Origin of the sequence: Parafilimonas sp., assembly GCF_047606085.1 — a bacterium.
Classification (GTDB): Bacteria; Bacteroidota; Bacteroidia; order Chitinophagales; family Chitinophagaceae; genus Parafilimonas.
Map to the genome: position 1 here is coordinate 1 of NZ_JASGEX010000106.1, position 18754 is coordinate 18754.

Consider the following 18754-nt stretch of genomic DNA (forward strand, 5'->3'; position numbering starts at 1 on the left):
AATTATCGAATCTCTTGAAACCATTTGCCAGAGCGGGTTCTGGCCCCTCTCCTTTGGAGAACTTGTCCCGACCATTCGGGAGGGGTTGGGGTGAGGTCAAACATTGAAATACAAGATTTTAAATTATTTAGTCGGGCAACAATAATAAACAATACGAAATTTCAAGGCTCAGCAACGTGGATGAGGTAAAGCGGAAATACGGTTTTTGGTTCTGCGATTTTGAAATGGTGTAAGCTAACCTGTGAACTTGTGAACTTTAAAATAAACGTTGCAAGCTTCAGGCTGTGAGCTATGAGCTATGAGCCACGAGCATCTGACTTTACGTTATTTAATTTACGATTGCCTCATTTAAACAACGTGTGAACAGGTGAACCCGTGAACTTTTTGAACTTTAAATAAACTTTTATTTCGCTGTATAATTTTTGGGATCTAACGCCGCCGGGCGCCAGTCTCTGAAAAACTCAGCAATCTTTTCTTTGTTATAGCCTTTGCCTTCTTCAAGATAGGCGGAGTTTTGCGTATGAATGCGGTTGCCGTTTTCATCAAGAATTATAAAAACAGGAAAGCCGAAGCGCTGCGGGTAACCATACCTGGCAAACAGTTTTTGATTCTTATTTTCTTCACTGTAATTAAGATGGTACACTATGAAGTTGGCTTTTACTATTGAATCCAGGGCTGCATCGCCGGCCACTGTTATGCTGAAGCGTTTGCACCAGCTGCACCAGTTGCCGCCACCCTGTATCAATACGAATTTGTGTTCCGCTTTGGCTTGTTTTACGGCGGCTGCAATTTCTTTTTCCGCATCAGCTTCCGGGTTGTATAAGTGCGCCGTATCTGCGCTCTGGGATTTTGCCTGTAAAAAAATAAATACGCTTAGTATAATCAATATCCCTTTCATTTTATTAATTTAATGTGATGCAAATGTATTCATCCTTATATCTGCAAACGAGATTAATTTTGCATAAACCGCTGTATGGATATCAACAAAATACTCACTGTAACGTTTACACTGTTTGCCGTAATTGATATTATCGGCTCCATACCTGTATTAATTGCGCAGAAAAATAAAACCGGCGACATCAATTCGTGGAAAGTTACCCTGGCCAGCGGTATTTTAATGGTGCTGTTTTTATATGCAGGCCGTCCCATTTTAAAAATAATGAACCTCGATGTGCATTCTTTTGCCGTGGGTGGTTCAATCGTTATGTTTCTGGTGGGGCTTGAAATGGTATTGGGCCTTGATATTTTTAAGGAAGAACCGGGCTCAAGCGGCACGCTGGTGCCCATTGCATTTCCACTCATCGCCGGCACCGGAACGCTTACCACCATCATGTCGCTTAAAGCCAACTTTGATGATAATTATATTCTTATTGGCATATTAATAAACCTTGTGATCATTTTTATAGCCCTGCATTTATTAAAATGGCTTGAAAGAATTTTAGGTAAGGCCGGCCTGGTTGCTGTACGCAAATTTTTTGGCGTGATATTGCTGGCCATTGCCGTGAAAATTTTCAGCACCAGCCTGCAGGCATTTGGGAAATAGATGATAAGCCCCCCGTGAAAATAAAGGCTGTGAGCTATCAGCTTCTGGCTTTAGGTTATTTAATTTGCTATTCTTATTACTGGTTAGAAGAAACAACTTGCTATACGCTGCAAGGTGTAAGAAAGTGATTTTGTGTTGTTCGGTTTTAGCTCCCCTCTCCTTTGGAGAACTTGTCCCGGCCATTCGGGAGGGGTTAGGGGGTGAGGTCTGACAAAGAAAATATTATTCACTAATTTATCCCTTGCGCACTATAAACAACGCGTGAACAGGTGAACCCGTGAACTTGTAAACTTTAAGTAAACGACATTAAATATCGAGCATTTAAAGTTGCGGCTTTAACTATTCTTCATCTCCCAACAGCCCCGGCCTTTTCAGCTTCGTAAGCGCCACCGCTTTTTCATGGCGCCAGGCTTCTATTTTTTTAGGGTCGCCGCTTAATAAAACTTCAGGCACTTCCCAATTCCTGAATTTGGCCGGCCTCGTATAAACCGGCGGCGCTAATAAATCATCCTGGAAAGAATCAAACAGCGCAGAAGTTTCATCATTTAATACACCGGGAATTAACCTGCCCACGGCATCAACAATAATAGCAGCCGCAATTTCGCCGCCGCTTAAAACAAAATCGCCAACAGAGATTTCTTTGGTTATATAGTTATCGCGTATGCGCTGGTCAATGCCTTTATAATGACCGCATATAATAAGCAGGTTCTCTTTCAGCGAAAGCCGGTTGGCCATTTTTTGATTGAATACTTCCGCATCGGGCGTCATGTAGATGACCTCATCATAATTTGTTTCCTGCTTCAGTTCATCAATGGCATTGGCCAAAGGCCCGCACATCATTACCATGCCTGCGCCGCCGCCGTATTGATAATCGTCCACCTGGCCATAATCATTCACCGCCCATTTGCGCAAATTAAACAGCCGCACCGTAAGCAGGTTTTTCTCCTGCGCCCTTTTCATGATGCTGTGGCTTAACGGGCTTTCCAGTAACTCCGGTAACACGGTAAGAATATCAATCTTCATAAAGGCAAATATAAACCGCTGCAAAGCGGCCATAAAGTGTAATTATATTTCGCCTGTAAATTCATCAAGGTCGCGCCTTTGTTTTTTGGTAGGCCTTCCTGTTTTGCTCAGGCGCTTACCTGTGTAAAAACTGGCTGGCTGCATTTGTATTTTTTCTCTTTCTTCTTCCGGCGTAAGGTCAATATAATATTGGATGGCTTCGCTGTATTGTACGCGATGATCAAGCAGGCCGCTCACCTGCACCAGCCATTTCCTGTCTTCTGTTTTAATTGCATATTTATCGCCAATATTTACATTTTTTGAAGCTTTTGCCGGCATGTCATTCAGCTTTACACGGCCTTTCTCACAGGCCTCAGCAGCCTGCGCCCTTGTTTTAAAAATGCGGATGCTCCACAAGTATTTATCAAGCCTTAGCTTTTCTTTTTCTTCTTTCATTCGTACAAGTTTGATTTTTCAATGGTCTCATGCCTGCCTGTCCGGCAGACAGGGAACCTCGCTATGTACATTTCCTCCCGAAGCTGGTTCGGGACAGGTTGTGTGAGAAAAAATTATCATGCTCGGTTTCATTCGTACAAGTTTGTTTTTTTCAATGGCCTCATGGAACACCCTGATGTACATTACCCGTTGTGTGAAAAATTTTACATGGGCGTTTCATCAATAGATAAGTTGAGGGTGTATTTCAATTTTTCGCAGGCGGATGAGGACATTCCGCCTGTAGACCCCTGCCGGTCGTGTGTCTCCGCCGACCGGGAAACCGTGCGAAGATCGAAAAATCGAAATGCACCCTAAGTTGAACGGTTTGCTAAAATAAAACAAGCGGCGCTTAAATTCTCCTCCCGCATAATTATTAAACAATACATTTGCCGCCGGCCTATCTTAATAGTCCCGCACACAATTTGATTGATACATTATTATTCATTATAAAATTTATTTTATGCAACAGGCAAAAAAAGGCGACAAGGTAAAAGTGCATTATCATGGCCGCCTTACAGATGGTACTACATTCGACAGCAGCGCAGACCGCCAGCCGCTTGAATTTGAAGTGGGCAGCGGCATGGTTATAAAAGGTTTTGACGATGGCGTAGCCGGCATGGCTGTAGGCGATAAAAAAACCATTTCCATACCGGCTGAAGAAGCTTACGGCCCCAGGCAGGAAGAAATGGTGATTGAATTTCCTGTTAAAAATTTTCCGCCTGATATTACACCTGAAGTGGGAATGACCTTGCAGATGCACGGCGAAAACGGCCAGGAATTACCTGTTGTGATTACGGCGATTAGTGAAGAATCCATTACGCTCGATGCCAATCATCCGCTTGCCGGGGAGGAACTTGTGTTTGATCTTGAGCTCGTTGACATAAAAGGCAAAAGCCCGCTGATTATTGCGCCTTGATTTTTTGATGCGTTTAGAACACGCCCTGAAAAATTGATTGTTTATTAAGTGCAGGCCGGCCTCAATTATCATACTTTATCAATGCCGGCAGTCATTAATTAAAAAACCGGCATTATGCCTTCTTCCTGTTCAGCCACCAGCCAAGCCAGATGCCGTTATGCCCCAGCTAACAAGGTTATCTGTAACATTCGCTTCCAGGTCGAAAGCCTGGTACCAGATGTGGATGACATAATTTGAATAGAGGGAGATAATCAATGCCGTTAATAAGGCTGCAAGGAAAGTTTTGCCAAAGCTATTGGCTGTAAATCCTGAAATTATCCAGCAGAAAAATAAAACGATGATAATATCGGTGATGAGCGCCTTTGCTATGTTGACGCCCATGCCTGCATTATAGCTTTTATGGCAGGCGATCTGCGCCCAGGGTTTATTCATAGCATCTTCCTGAAACTTTTTCCTGTCAACCTTCGATGCATTTTTAGCCAGGTTAGGCATAAGGTAACCTCCGCCGGAGTCAAGCTGCGTATTTAAATAAGCCAGTATGCTATCCTGTTTTGGCGTGTACTGCTGTGCAGGTTCATGAAGATTAAGCACAGTCCACGAAAGAAACCGAGCATGATAATTTTTCTCACACAACCTGTCCCGAACCTGCTTCGGGAGGGGAATGTGCATAGCGAGGTTCTCCCGAAGCAAGTTCGGGACAGGCATGAGACCATTGAAAAAACAAATATGCACGAATGAAACTGCCAGATAAAAATGATGAGGCCGCCAACTATAGAGCCGGTAAATATTTTCATGGTTGCTGTTGTTTGTTTAATGAAAGTTAGGCATTAAATTTTTTGTGCCGAAATAATTGGCAGAAACCGTTTATTTGTTGCTCAATTATTAAATATGATTAAAGGCTATGAGCACACCGTTGCTGAAAGATTTATGCGTTATGTAACGATAGATACACAAAGCGACCCCGAAAGCGGCAAACATCCTTCAACAGAGAAACAAAAACAATTAAGCAACCTGCTTGCCGAAGAGCTGAAAGCGCTTGGGCTGAAAGATGTTTATGCTGATAAGTATGCCTATATGTATGCAACCATTCCTTCCAATGCAGATAAAAAAGTGCCGGTTGTTTGTTTCTGCAGCCATATTGATACGGCGCCTGATTGCAGCGGCACAAACGTAAAGCCCATACTGCATAAAGATTATGACGGAAAAGATATTGTGTTGCCCGATGATACCACACAGGTTATTTCAAAAAAAGATTATCCTTATTTAAAAGAGCACAAAGGCCATGATATAATAACAGCAAGCGGTTTAACCCTGCTGGGTGCAGATGATAAAAGTGGCGTTGCTATTATTATGGATATGGCGAATTATCTTGTTACGCATCCTGAAATAAAACACGGTGAAATAAAAATTTTATTTACGCCTGATGAAGAAGTGGGGCAGGGCACTGCCATGCTTGACCTTAAAAAAGTGGGCGCTGATTATGCTTACACTTTAGATGGCGGTGAAGCCGGCACGCTGGAAGATGAAACATTCAGCGCAGATGCTGTGCGCATAACCATTCATGGCGTGATTGCACATCCCGGCTATGCCAGGAATAAATTAGTGAATGCCATAAAAATTGCAGGCGCTATTATAGATGCTTTGCCTAAGGATGAATGGAGCCCTGAAACCACTTCAAAGCGCAAAGGTTTTGTGCATCCGGTTGCTATAAACGGAATAGCAGAAAAAGCAACGATTGATTTTATTGTCCGCGATTTTGATACACTTGCGCTTAAGAATTATGAAGAACGCCTGCAATCCATTGCTGAAAAAGTTTTGAAAAAATATTCAAAGAAAGCCACCATGGAATTTAAAATAACGGAACAATACCGCAATATGAAGGAGGTTTTGGATCATTATCCAAAAGTTGTGGCGTATGCAAAACAGGCTTATAAACGCGCCGGTTTAAAAATAGAAAATGAGCCTATACGCGGCGGCACAGATGGCAGCCGCCTGAGCTTTATGGGCTTGCCCTGCCCGAATTTATTTACCGGCATGCAGGCTATACACAGCAAACATGAATGGGTTGGCGTAAAGGATATGGAAAAAGCTGTTGAAGTGCTGGTGAACCTGGTGCAGGTTTGGGAAGAAAACAAGTAATGCATATTTATAAACATACATTCAATGCGTTTACTTAAGGTTTGAATTTTGAAATATACAATAATCCCCGCCTGACCGAATCAATCGGGCAGGAATACTCAATTTGCAGGGGCTTTACAATTGAACATTGCGTATTATTTTGTTGAATATTGCGTATTTTCTTAAATCAACAACATTGAACATACATTGCTTAAACAACCTGTGCACAAGCGGCCCATGAACTTGTAAAACTTTAAATTATTACCTTTCCCCATTAAATAAATACTTATGGAAATACTTCACTACTGGTGGCTGATCGTTTTGCTCTTTATCGTTTTCAGCGGGCTGGTAACCGTTAACCAGGCCACCATTGCCGTAATAACCATGTTTGGAAAATACCAGCGCATACTCAGGCCCGGCCTTAATTTTAAAATACCCATACTGGAACAGATATACCGCCGCATCAGCATTCAAAACCGTTCTGTGGAACTGGAGTTCCAGGCAGTAACGCAAGACCAGGCCAATGTTTATTTTAAAAGCATGCTGCTGTATGCGGTAATGAACGCAGAAGAAGAAACCATAAAAAAAGTGGCTTTTAAATTTATAAGCGATAAAGATTTAATGCAGGCATTGGTGCGCACCATAGAAGGTAACATACGTTCTTATGTGGCTACAAAAAAGCAAAGTGAAATTTTGGGTTTGCGAAAAGACCTGGTAGAATCAGTAAAGTTCGAGGTGGATCATGTGCTGGAAGACTGGGGCTATCATTTGCTCGACCTCCAGATAAACGACATCACTTTTGATAAAGCCATTATGGAAAGCATGAGCAAGGTAGTTGCCAGCAATAACCTGAAAGCGGCTGCGGAAAACGAAGGCCAGGCTTTGCTTATCACTAAAACAAAAGGCGCCGAAGCGGAAGGCAATGCCATAAAAATTGCCGCGGAAGCAGAACGCGAAGCGGCCCGTTTGCGCGGCCAGGGCGTTGCCTTGTTTCGGGAAGAAGTAGCGCGGGGCATGAGCCAGGCTGCCGAACAAATGAAGCAGGCTAATCTTGATACCAATGTTATTTTATTCAGCATGTGGACGGAAGCCATTAAAAACTTTGCAGAATACGGCAAAGGCAATGTGATATTTCTGGATGGCAGCACCGAAGGTATGCAGAAAACCATGCAGCAGCTAATGGCCATGCTGAAAATGAGCCCGCAGGCACGCAGCAACTCATAACAAATCTTTTAATGCCGGTAGCATAGTTTTTGCTTATGCTGGCGCGATGAATTGGATTGATGGCTCGCTGATTATAATTATGCTGCTTTCCGTATGGCTGGGCTGGCAACGCGGTTTTTTAGCCGGCAGCCTTGAATTGCTTGGCTGGGCAGCAGGTATTTGTTTTGGATATATATTTTATCCTTTCCTTTTAATGATCTTTGAAAGGCATATTCCCTCTCTTGGCGCCTGGAATGCCCCGCTTGCACTTATTCTTTCCATATTTGTAATACGGTTATTCCTGTCGTTTATTATTAATGCCATCCTGCATGCAATGGCGCGCATGCACCGCGCGCCGCTCAACCATGCGGCGGGCATGATACCGGGCTTTATAAATGGACTGATCTTCGCATCCATAACGGCGGCATTGCTGTTTGCGCTGCCTGTTTCAAAAGGTATTTCCGAAGATGCGCGCAGCAGCGTGGTGGCTGCTAATTTTGTGATGCCCGCCGAATGGCTGAATGAAAAATTATCCCCTGTTTTTGATAAGGCGGTTGACCGCAGCATGAACAGGCTGACCATTGAGCCGGAAAGCAACGAGATTGTAAAACTGCCTTTTAAAGTGAAGGACTTTAACGAACGTACCGATCTTGAAATGCAAATGCTGGAAATGGTAAATGCAGAAAGGCGTAAAAGGAAATTGCCCCTGCTGTTGGCCGATACCGCCATGCGAAAAGTGGCGCTGATGCACGCTGCCGATATGTTCAGGCGGGGTTACTTTGCCCATCTTACGCCCGAAGGCAATACGCCTTTTGACCGTATGCGCCAGGCAAATGTGCGCTTTACGCTTGCCGGAGAAAACCTGGCCCTTGCACAAACGCTTGCACTGGCGCACCAGGGATTAATGCATTCAAAAGGCCACCGTGAAAATATATTGCGCCCGGGGTTTGGCAGGGTTGGCATCGGCATTCTCGACGGCGGCCCGTATGGCATCATGGTTTCGCAGGAGTTCAGGAACTGATTGCATATAACCTTCGGTTATTTTTATTATTATGCAGCCGGCAAATGAATGAATGGCATCGTTCCTTGTGTCACTCCCTTCAGCAACCTATCTTTATTCGGCAATTATGGAATACATTGAACATTTAAAGAAAGACAAAAAGCTGGCCCTGTTTATAAATGGCCCCGTGCATGAGCGCATACGGCCGCATAAAAACATACCATTGCAGCTCATTGGCAGCATTATGAGCCAGCAGTTGAGCGCAAAAGTGGCAGATGTTATTTATGAGCGTTTTCTTGCCCTGTATAACCACAAGCCGCCAAAGCCGCAGCAGATAATTTAATACGCCCAATGAAATATTGCGGGCCACCGGCTTATCCAATGCCAAAGTAAGTTATGTAAAAAATGTGGTGGCCTTTTGTATTGAGCATACAATAACCGATAAGAAGCTGCATGCCATGAGCAATGATGATATTATTGCCCTGCTTACCCAAATAAAAGGCGTGGGCAAATGGACGGTTGAAATGCTTTTAATGTTTGCACTTGGCCGCGAAGATGTTTTTTCTATTGATGATTATGGCGTGCAAAGCGCTATGATCAGCATGTATAAACTGCAAAATCTCGATAAGAAACAACTGCGGGAAAGGCTGCTGAAGATATCTGCCAAATGGTCGCCCTACAGAACGTATGGCTGTTTGTATTGCTGGCATTTAAAAGACAATGCGCCTGTGGTGGAAAAAACGTGATGCCACAAATGCAATCCGGCCGGATTTTCTAACGAGGGTGAATTGGAAACACAGGGTCCTATATCGTTATTGTCATAATCTGTTTAATACAACCGGCCTGACAAGTGGGCCTTCCTATTCCTATTAAGCAGCGCCCAGGCGAAATTTAATAGATATATAGGTTGCTTTCCTTTCTCTAATAAATTTTCATACAATATAAAATCGGTGTTGCAGAACTCAAAACTATGTTCTTATTAAATTAATTATTGAAATTTTTAATACAATTAAAAAACTTAATTAATAAATTAATATTAGTAATTTGCATCTGATTATTTATATTATTATTTTTCAAAATTTGTTAGATGCCAAAATCAACTATTAAAGAAATTGCTCCTTTTGCAGTGCTTATTCTTATTGCAGCCGGTTCAATTTTTGTTCCGTCTGCACTTGATTTTGCTGACAGCAGCACATATAATTTTGCAGACATTGCATGGATGCTTGTAGCCACAGCGCTTGTATTTTTAATGACGCCTGGCCTGGCCTTTTTTTATGGCGGCATGGTGCATCGCAAAAACGTAATTTCCACTATGATCAAAAGTGTAGTGGCGGCGGGCGTGGTTACTGTTTTATGGATATTTGTTGAATATGGCCTTTGCTTTGGCAAATCAATCGGTGGTTTTATTGGCGATCCCTCTTCCAATTTCTTTTTTAAAGGCGTAAACTCCGGCGAACCCTGGAGCCTTGCACCAACCATACCATTAACCTTATTTGCCACTTTCCAGTTAATGTTCGCTATTATCACACCCGGCCTTGTAGTAGGTGCGGTGGCAGAGCGTATTCGTTTTACATCTTATATTTTATTTATCGTATTGTTCAGCTTGCTGGTATATGCACCTATTGCGCACTGGACGTGGAACCCGGAAGGCTTCCTTTTTAAAATGGGCGCCCTTGATTTCGCAGGCGGCACGGTGGTGCATATTTCAGCAGGTTGTGCAGCACTTGCCGGCGCCCTTGTTTTAAAACAAAGGCAGGTGCGCAAGGAACATAAAGAAATACCGCCGGCAAATATTCCTTATGTTTTAATGGGAACGGGTTTGCTCTGGTTTGGCTGGTTTGGCTTTAATGCCGGTTCTGCATTAAGCGCCAATTCACTTGCCGTTTCTGCATTTGCAACTACTAATACGGCTGCTGCTGCGGCCGGCTTAACCTGGATGCTGTTTGATGTGGCTAAAGGCAGAAAGCCATCCGTTGTTGGTTTTTGTGTGGGCGCCGTTGTTGGCCTGGTAGCCATTACGCCGGCGGCTGGCTTTGTAGCTATACCCCAAAGCATATTTATCGGCTTTATTGCCGCCATTATTTCAAGCACAGCAGTACAGATGCGGGCCAAAACAAGACTGGATGATACGCTGGATGTATTTCCCTGCCATGGGCTTGGCGGCATGGTGGGTATGCTGATGACCGGCATCTTTGCCACGAAAACAGTGAATGGAGCCGGTTCGGATGGCCTGTTGTACGGCAATGCCGCTTTCTTCTTTACACAGGTTAAAGCCCTGGTGATTGTTGTTGCATACAGTTTTACCGTGTCCTTCCTCATATTTAAATTCATCAATTTTATTTTGCCTTTGCGTGTTAGTGCCGAAGATGAACTGCTTGGCTTAGATGCTACCCAGCATAACGAAAAATACTTCCAGGGCAGCCTTGTTGTGCAAACAACCAATGGCAACGGCAACGGGCACAGCGAAGAAATATTGGTGGATGCAGAAGATATCCAGAGAGTTAAATAAACTCTCTGTATGGGTTAGTAATGCAGGGTTAAACCTTGAAAAAACAAAGAAACCATACAGCAGGTTACCTGTTGTATGGTTTCTTATTTGGCAATGCCGCAAAACGGCGTTTGTACGCAAACCTATAAAGGCGCATGTTGTTATTTGGGCGCATTTCAATTTTTCGATCTTCGCACAGTTTTCCGTTCGGTGGAGACACATAGCCGTCAACTTAAGCCCAAAGGGCTTGAATTTTGAATAGCCGTGAGCGAAACTCACGGTAAAAATGTCGAAGTTTTTGTTGAACCCGCCGCAGCGGGTTCAATATCAAAACCGTTTCATTTGCCCACCGGTTGCACCGATGGCTATTTAAATTAAACCCCATTCGGGGTCTTTTATTAATCGTGTTTCTCCTAAGTTGACGGCTATTGTGGAGGACACACGACCGGCAGGGCTCTACTGGCGGATCGTACCTCACCTGCCTGCAAAAAATTGAAATGCAGTCTTGTTATTTCCACCGCTTTGGCAATAGTTTAAAATTCGGTTTCTTTGCCACAGGGCTGCAACACCAGCCTGAATTACAGCCAATAATATGAAGGAGACGCCGGTACCGTATAAGCCAAAGGATGAAATTAAAAAACTACAGGAAAAAAAACTGCAACAGCTTATTCAATACCTGAACACCCATTCGCCTTTTTATAAAAAATTATTTGTACAGCATTCAATTGATATAAGCGCTGTAAAAACGCTGGCGGATTTAATCAAACTCCCCATAACAACAAAAGATGACCTGCAAACAAACAATGCGGATTTTTTGTGCGTGGATAAGCATAGGATAATTGAATATACAGCCACCTCCGGCACTTTGGGAAGCCCGGTTTCAATAGCGCTTACAGAAAACGACCTGCAACGGCTTGCTTATAACGAATACAACGCTTTTATAACAGCAGATGGTACTGCCAAAGATATTTATCAGCTCATGCTTACGCTCGACAGGCAGTTTATGGCAGGCATCGCCTATTATTCAGGCATTCGCAAAATGGGCGGCAAAATTATTCGTGTTGGCCCCGGTGTTCCTGCCTTGCAGTGGGAATGCATTGCCAGGTATGAGCCCACAATTATTGTTGCTGTGCCATCATTCATACTTAAGCTTATCCAGCACGCAGGCCAGCATCATATTGATATAAACAGCACATCTGTAAAGAAGGCGGTTTGCATTGGAGAAAATATTCGCAACGCCGGTTGTTCACTCAATATTCTTGGTAAAAAAATTACGGAAGCATGGAACATACAATTGTATTCAACTTATGCATCTACAGAAATGCAAACAGCATTTACAGAATGCAGTGCAGGCAAAGGCGGCCACCTTCAGCCGGAATTAATAATTGTTGAGTTATTGGATGAAAACAATAAGCCCGTGCCTGCCCATACAGAAGGTGAAGTAACCATAACAACGCTCGGCGTAGAAGGCATGCCATTGCTGCGTTATAAAACCGGCGATGTATGTATGTATTTTGATGAGCCCTGTTCCTGCGGCAGAAACACCTTGCGTTTATCGCCGCTGCTGGGCCGCAAAAAGCAAATGATAAAATTTAAAGGCACAACACTCTATCCTGCAGCCTTATTTGATTTGCTGAATGAAATAGAGGAAGTGCATGATTACGTGGTGGAAGTTTCAACCAATGAAGTTGGTTTGGATGAAGTATTGCTATACATACATACGGCAGATGAAAGCGCGGAAAGCTATCACAGGATACGGTCTTATATACAGGCTAAACTTCGTGTTAGCCCTTTCATACATTATGTTTCTGAAGAAGCCATTAAGGAAATACAGTTTCACGAAGCCAGCCGCAAGCCAATAAAATTTATAGATAAGCGGAAATAAGAATCACGGTTTATATTCGTGCCGGCCGTTTAACACTTTATGCACCTGGTGCATCATAACCTGTAATAATGATTACGAAAGACATATTGCCATTTATTCCGCAGCGTGCGCCGTTTGTAATGATTGATGCATTACTGTATGTTGACAACACGGTGGCACGCACATTGTTTGCGCCAAAGGCTGATAATGTTTTTAATGAAGGCGGCTTTTTTGCAGAAGCAGGGCTGCTTGAAAATATTGCGCAAACGGCTGCCGCCGGTGCAGGCCATAATGCCCTGCAGCAAAACAGGCCGGCCCCGCTTGGTTATATTGCCGCTGTTAAAAATTTCGAAGTGTTTTTTTTACCGGCCATAAACAGTGAGCTTATAACTGAAATTGTAACCACCGGCCATGTTATGAATATGCAATTGATAACAGGTAAGATTGTATGGAATGATGCCCTGGTTGCACAATGCGAAATGCGGATATTTATTGAACAGAACTTATTAATGTAAGGAAGTTGATGATTGATTAGTTGAAATGCAGGAATAAGGAATACAACCGTGAACAGGTGAACCTGCGAACTTTTGAACAAGACAGGGCATACAGGCCATGAAAGACGTTTTTATTATTGCAGATAATATTTTTTCTCCTTTGGGCGGCGCAACAAAAGAAAATTTTGATGCGCTTGTTCATGATATTTCTGCGGTGAAAAAACACAATAATGCGTTTGCTGCCGAACCTTTTTATGCCGCTTTGTTTGATAATGGTTTTTCATTTGATCAATATGTTGATAACGGAAATTATACAAAATTTGAAAGCCTGCTGATAGCTTCAATAAGCGAAGCATTAAAGCAATGTGATGTTAATGTGAAGGATGGCAGAACATTGCTTATCATATCAACAACAAAAGGTAATATAAGCCTGCTTGAAACAGAAGTGTATGATAAACAGCTACAGCAAAGAATTGCGCTGCACACTTCTGCCAAACTGGTTGCAGCTCACTTTGGTTTTGTGAACCAGCCTTTAATTGTTTCCAATGCCTGCATTTCTGGCTCGCTGGCAATAATAGCAGGCATGCGGCTTATACAATCTGGCAAATATGAAAATATAGTAGTTGCGGGGGCTGATGTTATTACCAAATTTATCCTGTCAGGATTTAATTCTTTCCAGGCATTAAGCAATGGTATATGTAAACCCTTTGATGCCGGCCGCGATGGCATCAACCTGGGTGAAGCGGCTGCAACTGTTGTGCTTTCATCAGTCAGGAAAAATGCAGATGATATTAAAGTGGTAAGCGGCGCTGTAAGCAACGATGCCAACCATATTTCCGGGCCTTCGAGAACGGGCAATGAATTATACCAATGCATTGCATCAGCAATGAACGATGCCGGTTTGTCAAAACAAGATATTGGCTTTATTTCGGCGCATGGCACTGCCACGGTTTATAATGATGAAATGGAAGCCAAAGCTATTGCATTGGCTGGCTTAACAACACAGCCGGTAAACAGTTTAAAAGCTTTTTATGGCCATACTTTAGGCGCAGCCGGTCTGGTTGAATCTGTCATTTCAGTTAAGTCTTTACAACGGAATACGATTCTGCCAACAAAGGGTTTTAAAGCGCATGGCGTTTCGCAACCTATACATGTTTGTAAAGAAATTATATATAAACGAATTAATAACTGCATTAAAACAGCTTCCGGCTTTGGCGGTTGTAATGCGGCCGTTATTTTCAGTAAACAATAATTTTTGAAAAGATCATTACATATAGTTTCAGGTTGTGTTATTGCTGCCGGTTCAGTAATAAAAAATGGTGAAGTGGTGTATTCAGATAAGAATGTAACCTTTCAATCATTTCTGGTACAATTGTATAAATACCTGCAGGTGGATTATCCTAAGTTTTACAAGATGGATAATTTAAGTAAGCTTGGCTGGCTGGCTTCCGAAGTTTTATTGAAAGAGGAAGCGATAGTAAAACAATATAAGCCTGAAGAAATTGGTTTGCTGCTAACCAACGCTAATTCAAGCCTTGAAGCAGATGTAAAATATTTTCAAACCATTGAAATGGCAAGCCCGGCTTTGTTTGTTTATACCCTGCCTAATATTTTAAACGGAGAAATTTGCATCCGTAATAATTTTAAAGGAGAGAATGCCTGTTTTATTTTCGGGGCTTTCAATGCCGCTTTTATAAAGGAATATGCAGATGATCTTTTTGCAAATAATAAATTAAAGCTTTGCATTTGCGGCTGGGTTGATGTGTTGGGCGAAGATTATAAGGCGGCCTTGTATCTGGTGGGTGATCATGCAACCGCATCATCCATTGCTTTTACGGAGGCGAATATGAATAAGGCGTTTGAAAACGTGAATGGTCAATCGTGAAACGTGAATGCAGGCGCGTAATAATTTAAATTAAAATTGAATTTAGAAAAGGATAAAAAAGAAGAAATTAAGCAGGTTACAAAAAGTAATCAAATCCCGAAGTTTTCACGATTGACGATTCACGAAAAGAACTCGAACAGCTATACAAACAATAATGAGTGATAAGATTTACATAGCAGGATTGGGAATTATATCGGCTATTGGCAACAACGTACAGGAATGCCTGCATGCATTGGAAACGGGACAAGCCGGAATGGCCAATGCCGTGTTTTTACATACCGTGCATGCCGGTGAAATTCCTGTTGCTGAAGTAAAGCTGGATAATGATGCACTTGCGGAAAGAACAGGCTTGCCAAACAAAACAGGCCGCACCGCTTTGCTGAGTATGGTTGCTGCAGAGGAGGCTTTGAATGATGCAGGTATTGAACATATACATACATTGCGTTGCGGCTTTATATCAGCTACCACGGCTGCGGGTATTGATAAAACGGAGAAATTTTTTACCGATATTTTGAAAGGCAATGGTAAAGGCGACCTGCACGATGTGCTCTACCATGAATGTGGCAGCATAACGCAGGTTGTAGCTGATAAACTGAATATAACGGGTTATACAACTACTATCAATACGGCTTGTTCATCGTCAGCTAATTCCATTATGCTGGGCGCAAGGCTTATAAAAGCGGGCATGCTTGATGTGGCGGTTGCAGGCGGCACAGATGCGCTGGCAAAATTCACCTTTAATGGTTTTAATACATTAATGATCCTGGATAAAGAGTTTTGCAGGCCCTTTGATGAGAACAGGAATGGCCTGAATCTGGGTGAAGGTGCAGGCTATGTGGTACTGGTGTCTGATGCTGTTGCACAGCAACTGGATAAAGAAATGTATTGCGAACTGAGGGGTTACTCCAATACAAATGATGCCTATCATCAAACGGCTTCTTCGCCTGATGGTGTTGGCTCTTACCTTGCCATGCAGCAGGCATTGCAGGCCGCACAGCTAAATACAAATGATATTGATTATATCAACCTGCATGGCACCGGAACGTATAACAATGACATGGCGGAAGGCGCAGCCATACAACGTTTATTTGAAGCGCCCTATCCTAAAATGAGCTCAACCAAATCTTTTACCGGCCATACATTGGGTGCAAGCGGCGGCATTGAAGCTGTATTTTCTTCGCTGGCTGTTAAGCATGGTTTAATCTATCCGAACCTTCGCCTGCATGCACCCATGCAGGAATTTCCCTTTACGGCTGAAACCAGGTTTTCAAAACAGCCGGTAAAAAACGTGCTTTCCAATTCATTTGGTTTTGGCGGCAATTGTTCTTCATTAATTTTTTCAAAACTGTAAAATGAAGAAGATATACATACGCTCAGCTTCATGCATTTGCGCACAGGAAACTTTTAATAATGGTTTATTTACAGGCGCGCCGGTTGAATACACAGAAAGGATATTGCCTTTTGCCGAGCCTTCCTACAAAGATTTTTTCGATGCCAGGCAATTGCGCCGCATGAGCAAAGTGGTGCGCACCGGTGTTACAACGGCTTTGCGTTGCTTAAAGGATGCAGGCATCGAAACGGTTGATGCCATTATTTCAGGCACCTCGTATGGTTGCATGGAAGATTCTGAAAATTTTTTAAAGAGCATTGTTTTGCAGGAGGAACAGGCGCTTTCCCCCACGGCCTTTATCCAGTCAACACACAACCTGGTAAGCGCGCAGATCGCACTAACACTCAAATGCCATAAATACAATACAACATACACGCACCGCAGTTTTTCTTTTGAACATGCACTGATTGATGCGATGTTATTGCTCAGCGAACAACAGGCTGAAAATATACTGGCCGGCAGTGCCGATGAAATGACGGAGTTTACTTACCATGTACTGCAAAGGCTTGGATTGTTTAAACAACGGCCCGTTTCAAACCTTTCTTTATTTAATTCAAATACACGGGGAAGCATAGCAGGGCAGGGCAGTGGCTTCTTCCTGCTATCCGGCAAACACTTGGAAAATGATTGTGCACAAATTGACGGCATTGAGCTCATTTATAAAGCCAATGATGGTGATATAAATGATGACATTAAAAAATTTTTATCAGTGCAAAAAATAAAGGCCGAAGATATTGATTTGATCATTACGGGTAAAAACGGCGATGCGGCGCAGGATAAGAATATGGATAATACCTGCAAGGATGTTTTCAATAATGTTCCTTCCATAAATTATAAGCATCTGTGCGGTGAGTATCCAACGTCTTCTTCTTTTGCGCTGTGGCTTGCAGCCAATATTATAAAGCAAAAGCGGTTGCCGTCATGTTTTAAAGAAAAAAATATTAATGCTGAACATATCAACCGTATTTTAATGTACAATTGTTATCAAAGCCGGTATCATTCATTCATATTCATTTCAAAATGTAATTAGCCCAATGCTGAAAAACGCTCTTTATTCTATTCAAAAAATTGAACAGGCCGCCGGTTCTGTTGAAGCTTTGATTGAACTGAACAGCGAACATGCCATATTCAAAGGCCATTTTCCTGTCCGCGCCGTTTTGCCAGGCGTTTGTATGATGCAGATGGTAAAAGAACTGTTGGAACAAGCTGTTAATTCAAAACTTCAATTGGTCAGGGCAGATGAAATAAAATTCCTGCGCATTATTGAACCGGAGGCAAATGCGGTTATCATTTTTTCTATTGATTATAGTAAAGAGAACGATGGTGCTTTTAATGTAAACGCTAAAATTTCAAAAGCCGGTGCGGTTTGCTATAAGATGAAGGCTTCCTGTAAAATAATAATCAAGTAAGAAAAATATAACCATAACGCCTTACCGCAGCAGCTCACAAGGCTTTAGCCCGGTGTGTTTTTTAAATGCAGCCGAAAAATGCGAGATGGATGAATAGCCAAGCAGGTCACTCACATCGGTTACACTTAAACTCTTTTCATACAAAAGATATTTGGCATGTTCCATGCGTTGCTGCTGGTAAAAATCGAAAATGGTGGTGCCGAAAATTTCCTTGAACCCTTTTTTAAGATAGCATTCATTAATGGCCACTTTACGGCTCAGCTCTTTTATGGTAATAGGGTTGCCGATATGGTCCAGCAAAATTTCACGCGCTTTATAAATGCTGTCGCGGCCGCTTTCGTTTTCCAGGAATTTGCAGGCAAACCCTTCCTCTTTTTCTTCAATTAAACATTCCACGCTGTACAGCAGCAGTTCATGCACCTTGGCATTGGTATATACATTTTCAAGTGCGCCGGAAAAACTGTTGTTCAACAAAGCATCCAGCACCATGCGCTTACGGTTGCAAACCGGAAAAAGTTTATTGAATGAATACGGATATTTGAAAGCCAGCACTTCGTCTTTGCGGTTAGCCAGCTTTACATTATGTACAAACTGGTAAAGAAAATTGCTTGCAAAATGAAAGGAAAAAACATCAATGGTATCATGGCTTTTGCAGCGGGCTTCCTCTTCCTGTCTGCAGGAAAGGCAATTCTTTTCAGAACAATATTTGTTGCCGGTAATGCAGAAACGCATTTCGAAGAAGTTTTCATCGGGATGGTTTTTGCTGTAATGGTACACCAGCATGCCTTTATCTTCGGCATTTGCAAACGTGGATGCGTGGTACCTGCGGATCACGTAATGTGCAGAGCCTGGAATTTCCTGCTCTTTCAACTCCAGCAAATCCATCCTCGAGTCTATTGTATCGCGGTGGGCAGCCTGCAGTATGTCCAGCGTTTGCATCATAACGG

At 42.7% G+C, this 18754-nt stretch carries 20 protein-coding genes; 15 read left to right on the forward strand and 5 right to left on the reverse strand.

Annotation, left to right across the window (positions count from 1 at the left end; genetic code table 11):
• Positions 1–403: 403 nt before the first annotated feature.
• Positions 404–898, reverse strand: a complete 495-nt coding sequence (locus QM629_RS09210) for a thioredoxin family protein (RefSeq protein ID WP_415159433.1) — start codon at positions 896–898, stop codon at positions 404–406.
• A gap of 75 nt (positions 899–973) precedes the next feature.
• Here QM629_RS09210 and QM629_RS09215 point away from each other — a divergent pair, with 75 nt between their 5' ends.
• Positions 974–1543 (forward strand): MarC family protein, encoded by a 570-nt coding sequence (locus QM629_RS09215; protein WP_415159435.1) that lies wholly within the window; start codon positions 974–976, stop codon positions 1541–1543.
• 339 nt (positions 1544–1882) lie between these two features.
• Here QM629_RS09215 and trmD read toward each other — a convergent pair whose 3' ends face one another.
• Together trmD and QM629_RS09225 are read right to left on the reverse strand one after the other, a co-directional pair.
• Positions 1883–2566 carry a tRNA (guanosine(37)-N1)-methyltransferase TrmD gene (gene trmD / locus QM629_RS09220; protein WP_415159437.1) on the reverse strand — a complete coding sequence of 228 codons (684 nt, stop codon included), beginning with the start codon at positions 2564–2566 and terminating at the stop codon, positions 1883–1885.
• Positions 2567–2608: 42 nt separating this feature from the next.
• Positions 2609–3001 (reverse strand): RNA-binding S4 domain-containing protein, encoded by a 393-nt coding sequence (locus QM629_RS09225; protein WP_415159439.1) that lies wholly within the window; start codon positions 2999–3001, stop codon positions 2609–2611.
• A 499-nt stretch (positions 3002–3500) separates the two neighbouring features.
• On the opposite strand from QM629_RS09225, the gene QM629_RS09230 reads away from it, so the two are divergent.
• On the forward strand, positions 3501–3956 hold the full coding sequence (locus QM629_RS09230) for an FKBP-type peptidyl-prolyl cis-trans isomerase (protein WP_415159441.1): 456 nt from the start codon (positions 3501–3503) through the stop codon (positions 3954–3956).
• A 129-nt stretch (positions 3957–4085) separates the two neighbouring features.
• Here the strand turns inward: QM629_RS09230 and QM629_RS09235 are convergent, their stop codons facing one another.
• Positions 4086–4625, reverse strand: a complete 540-nt coding sequence (locus tag QM629_RS09235; protein WP_415159443.1) for a hypothetical protein — start codon at positions 4623–4625, stop codon at positions 4086–4088.
• A 219-nt stretch (positions 4626–4844) separates the two neighbouring features.
• On the opposite strand from QM629_RS09235, the gene pepT reads away from it, so the two are divergent.
• The 13 genes from pepT to QM629_RS09300 all read left to right on the forward strand — a co-directional run bounded on the left by pepT (position 4845) and on the right by QM629_RS09300 (position 17807).
• The gene (pepT, locus tag QM629_RS09240; protein ID WP_415159445.1) at positions 4845–6095 is read left to right on the forward strand and encodes a peptidase T; all 1251 of its coding nucleotides are present in this window, start codon (positions 4845–4847) and stop codon (positions 6093–6095) included.
• Between the two features lie 267 nt (positions 6096–6362).
• Complete coding sequence (locus QM629_RS09245; RefSeq protein ID WP_415159447.1) at positions 6363–7298, forward strand: SPFH domain-containing protein; 936 nt, start codon at positions 6363–6365, stop codon at positions 7296–7298.
• A gap of 46 nt (positions 7299–7344) precedes the next feature.
• Positions 7345–8298 carry a CvpA family protein gene (locus QM629_RS09250; RefSeq protein ID WP_415159449.1) on the forward strand — a complete coding sequence of 318 codons (954 nt, stop codon included), beginning with the start codon at positions 7345–7347 and terminating at the stop codon, positions 8296–8298.
• 106 nt (positions 8299–8404) lie between these two features.
• Positions 8405–8620 carry a hypothetical protein gene (locus QM629_RS09255; RefSeq protein WP_415159451.1) on the forward strand — a complete coding sequence of 72 codons (216 nt, stop codon included), beginning with the start codon at positions 8405–8407 and terminating at the stop codon, positions 8618–8620.
• Positions 8621–8636: 16 nt separating this feature from the next.
• Positions 8637–9023, forward strand: a complete 387-nt coding sequence (locus QM629_RS09260) for a DNA-3-methyladenine glycosylase family protein (protein WP_415159453.1) — start codon at positions 8637–8639, stop codon at positions 9021–9023.
• A 341-nt stretch (positions 9024–9364) separates the two neighbouring features.
• Positions 9365–10786, forward strand: coding sequence for an ammonium transporter (locus QM629_RS09265; protein WP_415159455.1), 1422 nt, complete (start codon positions 9365–9367; stop codon positions 10784–10786).
• Positions 10787–11357: 571 nt separating this feature from the next.
• The gene (locus tag QM629_RS09270; protein WP_415159457.1) at positions 11358–12650 is read left to right on the forward strand and encodes a phenylacetate--CoA ligase family protein; all 1293 of its coding nucleotides are present in this window, start codon (positions 11358–11360) and stop codon (positions 12648–12650) included.
• Between the two features lie 68 nt (positions 12651–12718).
• Complete coding sequence (locus tag QM629_RS09275; RefSeq protein ID WP_415159459.1) at positions 12719–13144, forward strand: 3-hydroxyacyl-ACP dehydratase; 426 nt, start codon at positions 12719–12721, stop codon at positions 13142–13144.
• Between the two features lie 97 nt (positions 13145–13241).
• Positions 13242–14375, forward strand: a complete 1134-nt coding sequence (locus tag QM629_RS09280; RefSeq protein ID WP_415159461.1) for a beta-ketoacyl-[acyl-carrier-protein] synthase family protein — start codon at positions 13242–13244, stop codon at positions 14373–14375.
• Positions 14376–14378: 3 nt separating this feature from the next.
• A complete protein-coding gene (locus QM629_RS09285; protein ID WP_415159463.1) occupies positions 14379–15008 on the forward strand; it encodes a hypothetical protein in 630 nt (209 codons plus the stop codon).
• Positions 15009–15162: 154 nt separating this feature from the next.
• A complete protein-coding gene (locus QM629_RS09290) occupies positions 15163–16359 on the forward strand; it encodes a beta-ketoacyl-[acyl-carrier-protein] synthase family protein (RefSeq protein WP_415159466.1) in 1197 nt (398 codons plus the stop codon).
• A gap of 1 nt (position 16360) precedes the next feature.
• A complete protein-coding gene (locus QM629_RS09295) occupies positions 16361–17428 on the forward strand; it encodes a beta-ketoacyl synthase chain length factor (RefSeq protein ID WP_415159468.1) in 1068 nt (355 codons plus the stop codon).
• A 4-nt stretch (positions 17429–17432) separates the two neighbouring features.
• Entirely contained in the window at positions 17433–17807 is a 375-nt protein-coding gene (locus QM629_RS09300) for a 3-hydroxyacyl-ACP dehydratase (RefSeq protein WP_415159470.1), read from the forward strand.
• A 21-nt stretch (positions 17808–17828) separates the two neighbouring features.
• Here QM629_RS09300 and QM629_RS09305 read toward each other — a convergent pair whose 3' ends face one another.
• Positions 17829–18749, reverse strand: coding sequence for a helix-turn-helix domain-containing protein (locus QM629_RS09305; protein WP_415159472.1), 921 nt, complete (start codon positions 18747–18749; stop codon positions 17829–17831).
• Between the last annotated feature and the right edge of the window lie 5 nt (positions 18750–18754).